We start from the raw sequence: 13,852 nt of genomic DNA on the forward strand, positions 1-13,852 counted from the left end.
TTCTATAGTGAGTTAAATTGTTTAATAAATCGACTGTCATTTGTATAGAAGTGACGAATATCATCAATGCCATACTTCAACATTGCAATTCGTTCAGGTCCCATTCCAAACGCAAAACCAGTCACTTTCTCTGGATCAAACCCAGACATGCGAAGTACGTTAGGGTGTACCATACCTCCACCAAGAATTTCGATCCAACCCGTTCCCTTACAAACAGAACAGCCATCTCCACCGCAATTAAAGCAGGAAATATCCATTTCTACGGACGGCTCAGTAAATGGGAAAAAACTAGGACGAAGGCGAATTTCTCTCTCTTCTCCGAACATTTTCTTTGCAAAAGATTGAAGCACGCCTTTTAAATCACTCATGCGCACATTCTCACCAACCATTAATCCCTCAATTTGCATAAATTGATGAGAGTGTGTCGCATCATCAGTATCACGACGGTAAACTTTCCCCGGGACTATAATCTTAACTGGCCCTTCGCCATTTAATTTCTCCATTGTTCTAGCTTGCATCGGTGAAGTGTGCGTACGTAATAGCGTTTCTTCTGTAATGTAGAAAGAATCCTGCATATCACGCGCCGGATGATCTTTCGGAAGGTTTAGCGCTTCAAAATTATAATAGTCCGTTTCGACTTCTGGCCCTTCTGCAATCGAGAAGCCCATACCAAGAAACAGGTCTTCAATTTCTTCAATTACCCTTGTTAATGGATGATGGTTTCCTCTTTTCACTGGACGACCTGGTAGAGAAACATCGATCGTCTCCTTCTTTAATCTTTCTTCTACGGCTGCTTTTTCTAAACGAGCAATTTTCTCCTCAAGTTGATCCGAAATCGCATTTCGTATTTCATTTACGAGCTGCCCCATTTTAGGACGCTCTTCTTTTGACAATTTTCCCATCCCTTTGGAAATTTCGGTAATCGGTCCTTTTTTTCCTAGAAACTTCACTTTGATATCCTGTACTTCCTTCATAGAAGAAGCTTGCTGTATTTCCGACAGCGCTTCTTCTTTTAACGCTTGTAAACGTTCTTGCATCATTTCAACCTCCACTTCATAGTTAAGTTGCTTCCTTTAGGCAATAAAAAAATCCTCGCTCCCCAGCAAGGGGCGAAGATTTGATTTCGCGGTACCACCCTAATTCACCGATAGATTTACTCTACCAGCCTTAAGCAAAGAATAACGGCTTGTAAACCGATCCGCTTTCGTACGAACAAAGCGGCAACTCCAGAGTGAATTCGGCAACGTTCCTATAGAAATGCTTCCAGTCGCGGCATTTCCTCCCTAAATAGGCAGTGGTAGCTTACTACTCTCTATCATTGTTTTTATCATATATAAGATGCTTTTAATTATAGAAAAAAAATGCGGCCTCTGCAAGTACAATTATGAAGGTAGTAGCCCATACATTAAAATCCCTGCAGCGACAGCGACATTAAGCGACTCTGCTTTCCCATAAATCGGAATATACACCTTCTCATCAGCAAGGTTTTGAAGCTCTTTCGATACTCCGTTTGCTTCATTACCTAGAATAACCGCAAACTGAGATTGCCCTACTAACTCTTGGTAAGGAGTACCCCCGCTCACTTCAGTCGCATAGATCGGCATGTTAAGCGCTTTGAACTTTTGTACTTCTTCTACCAGGCTTCCCTTTTTCACTGGGAGATGATAAAGCGAACCCTGTGTGGAACGTAACACTTTACTATTATACGCATCTACTGTCCCCTGTCCGAGAAGAATCCCATCGTATCCTGCACTATCTGCTGTACGAATGATTGTCCCTAAATTACCTGGATCTTGAATGGCATCAAGTAATAAAAATTTCCCTGTACTTGGGAGTTGAGCTTCCGCTATTTTACATACTGCCATAATTCCCTGAGGCGTTTCGGTGTCCGTTAACTCCTGCATCACTTTCTCAGATACAGTATAGACAACAGGACGTTCTTTAAACGGATAAGCAGATAGATCTGTCTCTTCTGTAATAATCACTTCTATAATAGGCGCTTCAAACTTCGCTGCTTCTTCTACAATATGAGGTCCTTCAATGAGATAGCTTTGCGCTTTCTCTCTCCCCTTACGCGTATGGAGTTTCTTCCAATCTTTTACTTTTTGGTTTTTTGCGGATTCTATAATCATTTTGCTCTCCTTCAGTTTTCAATGTTTCTATTATAAAGGGTTAAAAGGGGAGATTCCAATAGGGACTCATGAAATTTATTGCATTTGCTCATACTAATGATGCTTGATCGAACAAGCGAATGAGAAAGGTGAGGTGGAAAGCATGGACCTTAACTTACGAAAAGCAATTCTCGCCAATATTAATGGCAACAATGAAGAGCAGATTGAAGCGACGATTCTTGATGCCATTCAAAGCGGTGAGGAGAAGATGCTCCCTGGACTAGGTGTTCTTTTTGAAATCCTCTGGAAAGAAGCACCTGAAAATGAACGAGAGCAAATGCTCTCTTACATGGCACAGGGTGTAAATTAACAAGCAAAATCCGGTGGCAAGGCCCACCGGATTTTGTATTTAATTAAAGATCATCTCTTTAACAGTATCAGCATCAAGCTTTTTAATCACTTCAACAATCAAATTCACCGCATTTTCAAAGTCATCACGGTGGAGAATCGCCGCATGTGTATGAATGTAACGAGTCGCAATTGTGATGGAAAGAGCAGGCACACCGTTTGCTGTTAAGTGAATTTTTCCTGAATCTGTTCCACCGCCAGCAATCGAGTCAAACTGATAAGGGATGTTGTTCTCGTCCGCTGTATCTGTTACAAAATCACGGAGACCTTTATGCCCAACCATTGACGCATCATACATAATAATTTGTGGACCTTTGCCCATTTTCGATTGCGCATCTTTATCACTTACTCCAGGAGTATCTCCAGCAATACCAACGTCAACCGCAAAGCCGATATCAGGCTTGATCATGTTTGTTGCAGTCGTTGCTCCACGAAGACCAACTTCTTCTTGGACGGTTCCAACCCCGTAGACCGTATTTGGATGCGCTTCTCCTTTTAGCTTACGAAGCACTTCAATAGCAATCGCACACCCAATACGGTTGTCCCATGCTTTTGCCATAAGCATTTTCTCATTATTCATAACAGTGAATTCGCAAACTGGAACAACCGAATCTCCCGGTTTAACGCCCCATTCCATCGCTTCTTCTCGACTTGATGCGCCGATATCAATAAACATATCTTTCTTATCAACTGATTTCTTACGTTGTTCAGCAGGAAGAATATGGGGTGGTTTCGAACCAATCACACCCATAATATTTCCATTACGAGTCATCACGTTCACACGTTGGGCAAGCATTACCTGTTCCCACCAGCCGCCAACGGTTTGGAAATAAAGGAATCCTTTGTCATCGATACGTGTCACCATAAAGCCAATTTCATCAAGATGTCCTGCAACCATGATTTTAGGACCTTCTGCACTACCTTTTTTAACAGCAATTAAACTGCCGAGGTTATCATACATGATTTCATCAGAAAGTGATTCGATGTGCTTCTTCATTACTTCGCGAGGTTCACGTTCGTTACCAGGTACACCATTCGCATCCGTAAGTTCTTTAAGCATTTGTAACGTTTCATCTAGCTTTGCCATATGTATTGCCCCCTTGATATGTATTCATGTTCATTATAACGGTTTCCGAAATATTTCACAATTCAGAGCACTCTTAAACTTAATATCCCTGATCTTGTCGATTATGATTCACTTTATTTTTTTTCAGATAGGCCTCATTTATTTCTTCATACTGAAGTCCAATCGTTTGCCCGAGCGTAAGGTAACTTTTCATTAATTCATGATAAGCTTCTGGTTTTTGAAGCCGATCAATCGCTCGATAGACTTCATGAAAAGCCTGAACTTCTGACTCTGCCACCTTTTCAGGCAAGTCTACAAAATTGGTCACGCCTAACTCTAGACCTAACGATAAGATAAAATGGATCCCGTCCACATATTCCTCTAAAATTGTCTCTTTAGGTGAAGGAGCTTTCTTGCTCCAGTATTTAAAGCAGCGCGTTTCATTAGCAAGCTCTCCTACTTCAACCTTAAGAGCAAGAAGCTTATTTTCAAACAAAGATACGTCCTCTAATTTGTGTTCTTTTACAATTCGATCGTCTAGCAGTTTTTGTAAAGTATATAGTCGCTCGAAATTCATTTCAATCGCCCTTTCAAAATCTTTTCATTTTATGAAACCTTTCTTTATCATATACGTATACAGAATAGAAGCATAGTGAAATGAGGTGCTGAATTATGATACTTATCCTTTTTCGTCTTGTCATCCTCGCAGCCATGGTATTAATCGCTTATTCCGTCATTCGCTTTTTTATGGATCCTAAACGCAAGCTCGAAAAAGCCCACGATCATAAAGAATACTATTTCTTCGATGACTCGTCCAATGTTCGAAAGAATTTTCTTGTCACTTACAAAGGTGCTCTCTTTGAAGGGGAAAAATACCTTGGGACAACCGAAAAATCCTTTGATATTATCACACTTTCCATTGGCGTTAAAAATGCATCAGAGCTTTATTTACTTGAGAAGGAAGATTTCTATTTTCTAGAAAAAGAAATGGATATCCGTTATCCAAGTGCTAAAATCGAATGGAAAAGTCCAGTAAAAGAATTCTTACGGCACCGCGAAGACTCATAACGGTAACAGCCCTCTCCAAGTTGGAGAGGGCTGTTTTTTGTCCTTGTTCAAACCATTTTTTATCTGACAGGTTGAAAGAAATCCTCCCATTTCATAATCCACTCTTTTCTTCTCAATAAAAAGAAGAGAATGGCAAGTGCTGACAACATCAAGATAATGAGTACCGGATCAAAACCACTGATTGCTGTTCCGAAGAAAGAATAAAACAGGGCAAGGGGTAGGTTTGAAATGAGAGAAGAGCGCAGATAATCGCGAAAGTCTTTTGATACTTCGATTAAGCAAAGCGAAATAAAATGGAAATGAACGAACGGCACTAACCTCAAGATTGCAATTTGACCCACTGACATCGGCATATGTTTTCGCGTCCATCTTTCCTTCATCCGAATAATTTTCTTAAACAACGTCGGCGTCCGTTTGACAACGAGATAAAATACAGTACTTACGACAGTGATGCCAATAACGGAATAAATGGTTCCATAGATCGCTCCAAATAGCACACCGCCTGCCACACATACGACGCTAACCGGGACAAAAACAAACTGACGAATAAAATGAAAAATAATGAAATAGAACGGGGCGTAAATTCCGCTATTCGACACAACTTCAACGAGCGGCAGGACGAGCTCATTCATGATGTTCCCCCCTTCCATTAACCCATATGACAAGAGACGAGCTATTATGTCATAAAACGAAAATCCTAAACGAGAATATTTTCTGGAAATACGTGGACAATAAGGGGAGATTTGATGAGAACGGTAAATGGAGGAGAAAGAAATGGATGAACTCGTTATTGCTCGTTCATTGTTTGGTATGACAATGGGCGTACATATTATTTACGCAACGCTCGGCGTAGGATTACCTCTGATGGTTCTCGTGGCTGAGCTTATGTATCAGAAAACGAAGGATAAAGATTATGCGCTCATGGCAAACCGATGGACCAAGGGCTTTGCCGTCTTACTTGGAGTAGCGATTCCAACAGGGACAATAGCAGGCGTACAGCTTTCTCTGTTGTGGCCTGGATTTATGGAAGTGGTCGGTAGAGTCATCGCCTTACCTTTTCAAATTGAAATTTATGCCTTTTTCCTTGAAGCACTCTTTATGTCGATTTATGTCTATGCAGCCGACCGGCTTTCACCACTTATGAGGATTGTAAGTGTCACACTTGTTGCCTTTGGGGCGAGTGCATCAGCTATTTTAATCACGAACGTCCATGCATTTGAAGGAACGCCAGCTGGCTTTGAAATTGTTGATGGCAAGTTTGTTAACGTGGATCCCTGGGAAGCATTTTTTAATCCATCTTTCCTCGTGACAGCCGGACACGTTACCGTATCCGCCCTTATGACTGGAGCTTTCGTCATTGCTTCCATTGCTGCATATAAAATGATTCGTCAACGAGGAAATACGCGCGAGTACAAGTTTCATCACAAAGCTTTAATGCTCGGACTTGTTATTGGAGGAATTTTTTCTATTTTCACTGCTTTGAATGGTCATGAATCTGCTCAGCAATTGTACCAATACCAACCTGAAAAATTAGCTGCAGCAGAAGGTTTATTTGAAACACAATCATACGCACCACTCGCCATCGGTGGCTATACCGATAAAGAGGAGCGAGAGGTAAAGTGGGCCATTGAAGTCCCCTGGGCGCTCAGTTTTCTATCAGATGACGCATTTGATACAGAGGTGTTAGGCCTTGAAGAATGGCCCGAAGAGGAGTGGCCACCATTGTTTGTCCATACGTTATTTAATGCAATGGTCGGTATCGGCTCCCTATTAATGCTTTTATCCATCGTAGGATTTACATGGTATAAAATCTTAAAACGAAAAGAGTTTCCACGCTGGCTAATGTGGGCTTTTATCGCTGCCGGACCTCTCGCCATCACGGCTATTGAATTTGGATGGATTTTTGCTTGTACGGGTAGACAGCCCTGGATCATTTATCACGTCATGAAAACGGAAGAGGCGGTTACAACTTCAGGAAATATTGGTCTCTTGTTTGTACTCTTCCTGATTGTCTATATCATTCTCATGATCTCAACTGTGCTCGTTCTTCGCTATTACTTTAACCGCAACCCCATTAGTGAAGAGCTTCATTAAACCAGGGGTTGTACGTCTCTCTTTGTTATTTTAAAAAAATTAGAGGTGAACGACATGTCAGAAGCATTCTACGCCATCACATTAATTTGGGGTCTTGTTTTCATCTATGCGGTTATGGCGACAATCGATTTTGGTGCTGGATTTTGGTCGATGATTTATTTAAATCGAAACAATACGAAAGCAACGAATATAGCTAACCGCTATCTTTCTCCATCATGGGAAGTAACGAATGTATTTATTGTAGCTATTGTTGTAGCACTCTTTAGCTTCTTCCCCGGAGCGACATTCACTTTAGGGACAGTGCTACTTATTCCTGGTAGCTTAATCATTTTATTACTTGCACTACGCAGTGCCTTCCTCGTCTTTTCCCATTCAGCATCAGAAAATTACAAACGAATCTTAACACTAATTTCGGGAATTACTGGCTTCCTTATTCCAGCACTTCTGATTTGTGTGTTACCAATTACGCATGGGGGGTTTATCCAGACTACAGACGGAGTAGAACGCTTGTTATTAAGTGAGCTATTTACAAGCCCAAGCGTCTATGCCTTCATGGCTTTTGCTATCTCCAGCACGCTCTTCCTGTCATCTCTATTACTCTCTGATTATGCAAATGTGTCTTCAGATCAGGAAGCTTATCAAACATATAGAAGAGATGCTATTCTCGTTGGACCAATCTCACTCGCGATGGCCGGTTTACTCGTTCTCACCATTCGTAACGAGGCACCATGGCTTTACGACGAACTAATGAACTATGTTCCCTGGCTTGTTGGTTCAATTGTCACTTTTGCTATTGGATACCTCGCGCTCTTTATTCCTAGAAAAACAGGAGTCGGTATTCCAAGACTCGCTATGATTAGCGTCGTAACGCAGTATCTACTCGCAAGCTATGCTTACGGTTCAGCCCATCTCCCATATATTGTTTATCCAAATGTCACCATTGAAACTGGATTTACAGACCCGGCTACCTTTCGCGCTTTAATCGTCACATATATTGTTGCTTTCTTCATCCTAACACCAGGATTTATTTACTTCTGGCGACTTTTTCTAAAAGATAAAAGGTACCTGAAGCAAAATGAATCGTAACAGCAAAAAACGCAGCCCACGCTGCGTTTTTTTAAAACATAAAATAAACATAACCAACCAGAACGATATGTAAAACGAGTATTGCTGGAATGCCATAAACAAATTGAGCATGTTTTGTTTTATGTCTAAAATGCTTCATACCGAAATAACTCCCAAGACTACCACCAATGACCGTAAACAGCCATAACGTCTTTTCCGGAATCCTTTGTTCCCGCTTCTTAGCTCTCCGTTTGTCTACTCCCATTATCATAAAACTCCAACCATTGATTAGGATCAAATAAATTAAAAATAAAACAAGACCACTCACAATGCACCGCCTCCTTACTTAACGTTTCCCTACAAAAAAACCATCCTCAACGAGTGAGAATGGTTTCTAAAAACTTATTTCAAGTTTTCTTTTGCTTTTGATGCTAGTTCAGCGAACGCTTTTTCGTCGTTGATTGCAAGCTCAGCAAGCATTTTACGGTTGATGTCGATACCAGCTGTTTTAAGACCAAACATCAAACGGCTGTAAGAAAGTCCGTTCAAACGAGCTGCCGCATTGATACGAGTGATCCAAAGCTTACGGAAGTCGCGTTTTTTCTGACGACGGTCACGGTAAGCGTACATGTTTGATTTCATAACTTGCTGATTAGCAACTTTGAAAAGCAAAGACTTCGATCCGTAATATCCTTTTGCGAGTTTTAACGTTCTTTTACGTCTACGACGTGTTACGTAGCCACCTTTTACTCTTGGCATACTAAACCCCTCCTAATTTCTGTGTCTAAATAATATAAAAACCGATTACTTTTTGTTGTAGATTAAAGTCTTAATGCGCTTGAAGTCACCTGCGGAAACAAGAGAAGCTTTACGAAGCTTACGCTTCTGCTTTTGAGACTTGTTACCGAACATATGGCTAGTGTAAGCACGGCTGCGCTTAAGTTTACCTGATCCAGTTTTCTTAAACCGTTTTGAAGCTCCACGGTGAGATTTCATTTTTGGCATGAGTGAGTTCCTCCTTCAAGAATTACTTTTCTGCGATAGGTGCCAAGATTAGGAACATGCTGCGTCCTTCCATTTTTGGTTTGGACTCAACAGTTGCGATATCTTTGCAATCTTCTGCTAGGTGCTCAAGCACCTTTTTACCGATTTCAGAGTGTGTAATCATACGACCGCGGAAGCGAATCGATGCTTTCACTTTATCGCCTTTTTCAAGAAACTTACGTGCGTTACGTAGCTTCGTATTGAAGTCATGTTCTTCAATATTCGGGCTCAAGCGAACTTCTTTAACGGTAATAATCTTTTGTTTCTTACGCGCTTCTTTCTCTTTCTTCTGCTGCTCATAGCGGAACTTTCCGTAGTCCATAATGCGACAAACTGGAGGTTTCGCGTTTGGAGCAACCATCACAAGATCAAGATTTGCATTACGAGCCATATCTAATGCCTCATTTTTGGATTTCACACCAATTTGGTTTCCGTCTGCACCAACAAGACGTACTTCCCGAGCACGAATGCCCTCATTGACGTTCATATCTCTACTAATAATCAGCCACCTCCATGGTTATTGTTCGATGATAATCATCTAACATGATGTCATTAAATGGTTTATATCCGGTTCAAAGCATAAAAAAAGCGTCGGCGCATACGACACCCACACATTACACAATTTAAGAACAGTGTACCTGCAAACTACCAATTACGGCGTCAATCAGGTGAGAAGCGGGCGCTTCTGCTTGCTTTGTTTCCGATATTTAATTACCTAAGACAGTATACCATGCTGACCAAATTTATGTCAAGGTGATAAGATTCGTTCGAAGTGCACTTGATTATCATAACGAATCTTTTCCTATGTGACAAGTGTTTTTTGTGAATTTGTTTCATCTTATATGAAAAAGCCGGCATCTACGCCGGCTTTTCATTACTTCTTGTCTTTGATTTCTTCTTCAATTCGAGCAGTAAATTCGTTTAGAGAAACAGTCTCTGAATCCTGCTGGCTGTAACGACGAACATTAACTGCTTCACCCTCAACCTCTTTATCCCCTACTACGAGCATATAAGGAATCTTCTGCATTTGTGCTTCACGAATTTTGTACCCAATCTTTTCATTGCGTTCATCTACCTCAACTCGAATACCTGCGCGTTGAAGTTTTTTCTGAACGTTCTTCGCATATTCCAGGTGCACTTCAGATACAGGAATAATTTCTGCCTGAATCGGAGCAAGCCATGTTGGGAATGCGCCTTTATACTCTTCAATTAAGAAAGCAACAAATCGTTCCATTGTCGATACAACGCCGCGGTGGATGACAACTGGACGATGGTGATTGCCATCTTCACCAATGTATGAAAGGTCAAAACGCTCTGGAAGTAGGAAATCAAGTTGAACAGTTGAAAGAGTCTCCTCTTTACCTAAAGCCGTTTTCACTTGAACATCCAATTTCGGACCGTAAAATGCCGCTTCGCCTTCAGCTTCAACATAGTCAACTTTAAGATCATCCATTGCTTCTTTCAACATGCTTTGCGCCTTTTCCCACATCTCGTCGTTGTCGATATACTTTTTCTTATCTGCAGGGTCGCGATAAGAGAGACGGAATGAATAGTCACTAATATTAAAGTCTTTATATACTTCCTGAATCAGCTCAACAACTTCAATAAACTCTTGTTTAATTTGATCGGGACGACAGAAAATATGAGCGTCATTTAGCGTCATTGATCGTACACGCTGAAGTCCTGCTAATGCACCAGACATTTCGTAACGATGCATTGTTCCTAGCTCAGCCACGCGGTATGGAAGACTGCGATAACTTTTTAGATCATTCTTGTAAATCATCATATGGTGTGGACAGTTCATCGGACGAAGAACCAATTCTTCTGTTTCATCCATTTTCATTGGAGGATACATATCATCCTGATAGTGATCCCAATGACCGCTTGTTTTATATAGTTCTACATTTGCAAGGTGTGGTGTATAGACATGGTTGTAACCTAGACGTTCCTCAAGGTCAACGATATATCGCTCAATTGTACGGCGAATGGTTGCTCCTCTTGGTAACCAAATCGGAAGCCCCTGACCTACTTCCTGAGAGATGGTAAATAGCTTCAGCTCTTTCCCTAGTTTACGGTGATCGCGCTCTTTCGCTTCTTCAAGAAGGTGAAGGTATTCTTCAACCTGTGATTGTTTCGGGAAAGCTGTCCCGTAAATACGCTGCAACATTTGGTTTTCACTATCTCCACGCCAGTAAGCTCCCGCGATCGATAGTAGTTTAAATGCTTTGATCTTACTAGTTGAAGGAACGTGCGGTCCACGACATAGATCAAAGAATTCTCCTTGCTCATAAATGGTCACTTGCTCATCGTCAGGTATTGCTTCAAGCAATTCTAACTTGAGATCATCACCAATTTCCTTAAACATTTTCTCAGCTTCAGCGCGACTTACAACGATACGCTTCACTTCGAGATTCTCATTAATGATTTTCTTCATTTCTTTCTCGATCTTCGGAAGATCTTCAGGAGTAATTGAGACAGGGCAATCAATATCGTAGTAGAACCCACTATCAATCACTGGGCCAACGCCAAGCTTCACATCGCTATAAAGACGTTTAATCGCCTGTGCCATTAAATGAGCTGTACTATGACGCATCACTTCAAGTCCGTCTTCACTATCAGGTGTTACGATTTCAATCGATGCATCTTCTTCTATTTCACGACGCAAGTCGAAAAGTACCCCATTCACCTTTCCAGCAAGGGCTTTTTTCTTTAAACCCGGACTGATTGAACTTGCAATTTCTTCTGTTGTTGTTCCTTTATCAAATTCCTTCACAGAACCGTCAGGAAACGTAATTTTTACCATTTCAGCCATGCTTCTTCACTCCTTTTTTGCATATAAAAAAACGCTCATCCCAAAAAGGGACGAGCGTTTATCTCGTGGTTCCACCCTGCTTCCCGTATAGAGAAATCCTATACGGCTCAGATTGCTGTAACGTAGCAGAAACGCCACCCTATTTCCAGGGCAGAGTTCAAAGGTGGTAAGAATGTTTGTCTCGCTAGGAAGTTCGCACCAATCCTTCCCTCTCTTAAAGCAGACAGAACATCTCATGTCCTTATCGTAACAATAACGTATATGCGTGTATGTAGGTATTATAAGTAGTGTACTTGTGAAAATCAAGCTTATTTTCATGATTGCCTCAAAAAAGTTTTTTAAACAACGGCAGCGGAAAAAAACATAATCGTTCTTCAAAAACATTTCGTATGGTTTGAGCTAGCCCTTCCTCAGGGTCCTCAGTATATAAATAAATTTCACTTGGTGCTAGAATCAGAAGTGGCAATAATATTTCAGGATCAATATCCTCCAAAGAAAGCCCATTTGGAATAGCATCAAGCGATTCATATAGGCCATTAAGCTTTTTCCCATTAAGATCATATAAGCTATAGCTACGATCAAACACAACCACAACTTTTTCTGTAATCGTTTCTCTTACCTTAAGAAGTTGCCTTAACGCTTCTACAAAGTTCTGATATTCTTGCTCAAGCTTATACTCATCAATCGCTTCACCAATCAATTCAGTTAAGAGAGCTCGGTAAGGACCGGTTCGAAACCTTAAGTAAGAGTCAAACATAATTGTTCCTCCCTGTTCGATACAAGACATCGTTGAACGAAGCAATAAATCCATCCGATTTGTGTAGCGAACAGCCCCAGGAAGTTCTTCTTTGTTTCCTTCTGCAATACTTTTAGCAATTGCTGTAATTTCACCAATTTCATCTTTATCTTGATAAAAGTACTTTTTCATTAGTATTTGTTTCATCCACTGCTTCTCATAGATTGTGCTAACACAGCGGACGATGCATTGGGAAATGTGATAACACAACTTTGTGTTATATGGTTCCACTTGTACAGAGAGAGTTAATTCCTCTTCATTAACGGAGATTTTTTGTTTATCGTTCATATCCTTTATCAAATCGGCATAAACAAATTGAAAATCGTCTTCTTGATTAAACGTTATTGAAACCAATGTTTTCCCCCCTGTCCACCTTCTTACTAAAATCTATATGGCTCGAGGTTGGAAATGATGTATAGAACAATAAAAAAGCCTTCCCTAAGGAAGACTTTAGATTCTTCTGTTTTTCCCCTGTAAAAAGACCGGAGTAGTAAAGTGCTTAATTCTTTCCATGATCCGCTTCGCTTTTGTTTCTTCTATTCCACTTTTATGAGAATAAGCGAGGTGATCTTCTAACAAGGTATAGTCTAAATTAGAAGAATAAAGCGTCGGCAATCCCTCTGTCATTCGATATTGGAGGAGAGCACCAAGTATATCGTCCCTTACCCAACTCGAGATATTTTCAGCCCCAATATCATCAAGGATTAATAAAGGTGTCTCTTTTAAGTAATCTAACTTTTCGTCAATCGTTTGATCTTGTATCGCACTTTTCATTTGTCGGAAGAAATCAGGGGTATAAATAAACTGTGAACGAACCCCTTTTTCCTTCGCTAACTGATTCGCAATAGCCCCTAAAATAAAGGTTTTGCCAACACCAAACCCGCCGTGAATATAGAGCCCTTTCTTCGTTTCCCCAGGGACAAATTCTTCAACGTATTGAATTGCCGTGCCAATTGCTTCAAGTCGAACAGGATCTTCGTCATCTAGATCTGCAAATGTCGCTTCAAGAATTTCTTTTGGAATATAATAGCTCTGAATCATTTCATTGCGCTTTTTATTCTTATCTTCTTCAACCCTTGTTGGGCATCGATTATAGCGGATATCAATGACGGAACGATTGATAAACAGCTCGGGCTCATATCCCTCCATCATATTGATGCAGTTTGATAGGCCCGGACAGCCTTCACAGCGCTTCGCCTGTGTCGTAAATTCATACAACCTAGCGAGACTTCGATCAATCATTTTCTCATCAACGTCATCTTGTTCCTGAATAAATGCTTGAATGTCTTCATCTGCCATGATCGCTTTTTTCATTTCTTGATATTGCTCCTGAAACTTTTTATTACCCGGCATTTTATTAAACGATTCCTGGATGGATTCCATACATT

The 13,852-nt window shown here is 40.7% G+C and carries 16 protein-coding genes and 3 other annotated features; of the genes, 4 read left to right on the forward strand and 12 right to left on the reverse strand.

What is annotated here, in order from left to right; genetic code table 11:
* Positions 1-2: 2 nt before the first annotated feature.
* Positions 3-1,037, reverse strand: coding sequence for a phenylalanine--tRNA ligase subunit alpha (gene pheS, locus PQ511_RS06045; protein ID WP_273851003.1), 1,035 nt, complete (start codon positions 1,035-1,037; stop codon positions 3-5).
* A gap of 65 nt (positions 1,038-1,102) precedes the next feature.
* Positions 1,103-1,328: a binding site (T-box leader), on the reverse strand.
* Positions 1,329-1,382: 54 nt separating this feature from the next.
* Positions 1,383-2,132 (reverse strand): TrmH family RNA methyltransferase, encoded by a 750-nt coding sequence (locus PQ511_RS06050; protein WP_273851004.1) that lies wholly within the window; start codon positions 2,130-2,132, stop codon positions 1,383-1,385.
* 142 nt (positions 2,133-2,274) lie between these two features.
* Here PQ511_RS06050 and sspI point away from each other — a divergent pair, with 142 nt between their 5' ends.
* Positions 2,275-2,481, forward strand: coding sequence for a small acid-soluble spore protein SspI (gene sspI, locus PQ511_RS06055; protein WP_098444479.1), 207 nt, complete (start codon positions 2,275-2,277; stop codon positions 2,479-2,481).
* 39 nt (positions 2,482-2,520) lie between these two features.
* Here sspI and PQ511_RS06060 read toward each other — a convergent pair whose 3' ends face one another.
* Positions 2,521-3,606: a M42 family metallopeptidase gene (locus tag PQ511_RS06060; RefSeq protein ID WP_273851005.1), complete on the reverse strand. Its 1,086-nt coding sequence runs from the start codon at positions 3,604-3,606 to the stop codon at positions 2,521-2,523.
* A 79-nt stretch (positions 3,607-3,685) separates the two neighbouring features.
* A complete protein-coding gene (locus tag PQ511_RS06065) occupies positions 3,686-4,162 on the reverse strand; it encodes a dUTP diphosphatase (RefSeq protein WP_273851006.1) in 477 nt (158 codons plus the stop codon).
* A gap of 95 nt (positions 4,163-4,257) precedes the next feature.
* Here PQ511_RS06065 and PQ511_RS06070 point away from each other — a divergent pair, with 95 nt between their 5' ends.
* The gene (locus PQ511_RS06070) at positions 4,258-4,653 is read left to right on the forward strand and encodes a sigma-w pathway protein ysdB (protein WP_273851007.1); all 396 of its coding nucleotides are present in this window, start codon (positions 4,258-4,260) and stop codon (positions 4,651-4,653) included.
* Positions 4,654-4,712: 59 nt separating this feature from the next.
* On the opposite strand, the gene PQ511_RS06075 is transcribed toward PQ511_RS06070, so the two are convergent.
* On the reverse strand, positions 4,713-5,285 hold the full coding sequence (locus PQ511_RS06075; RefSeq protein ID WP_273851008.1) for a TVP38/TMEM64 family protein: 573 nt from the start codon (positions 5,283-5,285) through the stop codon (positions 4,713-4,715).
* Positions 5,286-5,427: 142 nt separating this feature from the next.
* Between PQ511_RS06075 and PQ511_RS06080 the strand changes: the two genes are divergently transcribed.
* On the forward strand, positions 5,428-6,747 hold the full coding sequence (locus tag PQ511_RS06080; protein WP_273851009.1) for a cytochrome ubiquinol oxidase subunit I: 1,320 nt from the start codon (positions 5,428-5,430) through the stop codon (positions 6,745-6,747).
* A gap of 45 nt (positions 6,748-6,792) precedes the next feature.
* Positions 6,793-7,833 carry a cytochrome d ubiquinol oxidase subunit II gene (locus PQ511_RS06085; protein ID WP_420541659.1) on the forward strand — a complete coding sequence of 347 codons (1,041 nt, stop codon included), beginning with the start codon at positions 6,793-6,795 and terminating at the stop codon, positions 7,831-7,833.
* Positions 7,834-7,864: 31 nt separating this feature from the next.
* On the opposite strand, the gene PQ511_RS06090 is transcribed toward PQ511_RS06085, so the two are convergent.
* The 7 genes from PQ511_RS06090 to dnaI all read right to left on the reverse strand — a co-directional run bounded on the left by PQ511_RS06090 (position 7,865) and on the right by dnaI (position 13,847).
* Positions 7,865-8,140 (reverse strand): DUF1294 domain-containing protein, encoded by a 276-nt coding sequence (locus tag PQ511_RS06090; protein WP_273851011.1) that lies wholly within the window; start codon positions 8,138-8,140, stop codon positions 7,865-7,867.
* A gap of 74 nt (positions 8,141-8,214) precedes the next feature.
* Positions 8,215-8,571 carry a 50S ribosomal protein L20 gene (gene rplT, locus PQ511_RS06095; protein ID WP_224593227.1) on the reverse strand — a complete coding sequence of 119 codons (357 nt, stop codon included), beginning with the start codon at positions 8,569-8,571 and terminating at the stop codon, positions 8,215-8,217.
* A 45-nt stretch (positions 8,572-8,616) separates the two neighbouring features.
* The gene (rpmI, locus tag PQ511_RS06100; protein WP_048312400.1) at positions 8,617-8,817 is read right to left on the reverse strand and encodes a 50S ribosomal protein L35; all 201 of its coding nucleotides are present in this window, start codon (positions 8,815-8,817) and stop codon (positions 8,617-8,619) included.
* Between the two features lie 22 nt (positions 8,818-8,839).
* The gene (gene infC, locus PQ511_RS06105; protein ID WP_226656397.1) at positions 8,840-9,343 is read right to left on the reverse strand and encodes a translation initiation factor IF-3; all 504 of its coding nucleotides are present in this window, start codon (positions 9,341-9,343) and stop codon (positions 8,840-8,842) included.
* A gap of 89 nt (positions 9,344-9,432) precedes the next feature.
* Positions 9,433-9,553, reverse strand: a sequence feature (ribosomal protein L20 leader region).
* Positions 9,554-9,730: 177 nt separating this feature from the next.
* Positions 9,731-11,668: a threonine--tRNA ligase gene (gene thrS, locus PQ511_RS06110; protein WP_273851012.1), complete on the reverse strand. Its 1,938-nt coding sequence runs from the start codon at positions 11,666-11,668 to the stop codon at positions 9,731-9,733.
* A 43-nt stretch (positions 11,669-11,711) separates the two neighbouring features.
* Positions 11,712-11,925, reverse strand: a binding site (T-box leader).
* A 68-nt stretch (positions 11,926-11,993) separates the two neighbouring features.
* The gene (locus tag PQ511_RS06115) at positions 11,994-12,818 is read right to left on the reverse strand and encodes a putative sporulation protein YtxC (protein ID WP_273851013.1); all 825 of its coding nucleotides are present in this window, start codon (positions 12,816-12,818) and stop codon (positions 11,994-11,996) included.
* 96 nt (positions 12,819-12,914) lie between these two features.
* Positions 12,915-13,847: a primosomal protein DnaI gene (gene dnaI, locus PQ511_RS06120; RefSeq protein WP_273851014.1), complete on the reverse strand. Its 933-nt coding sequence runs from the start codon at positions 13,845-13,847 to the stop codon at positions 12,915-12,917.
* Positions 13,848-13,852: the final 5 nt, after the last annotated feature.

Source organism: Guptibacillus spartinae (assembly GCF_028610625.1).
GTDB classification, from domain to species: domain Bacteria; phylum Bacillota; class Bacilli; order Bacillales; family Guptibacillaceae; genus Guptibacillus; species Guptibacillus spartinae.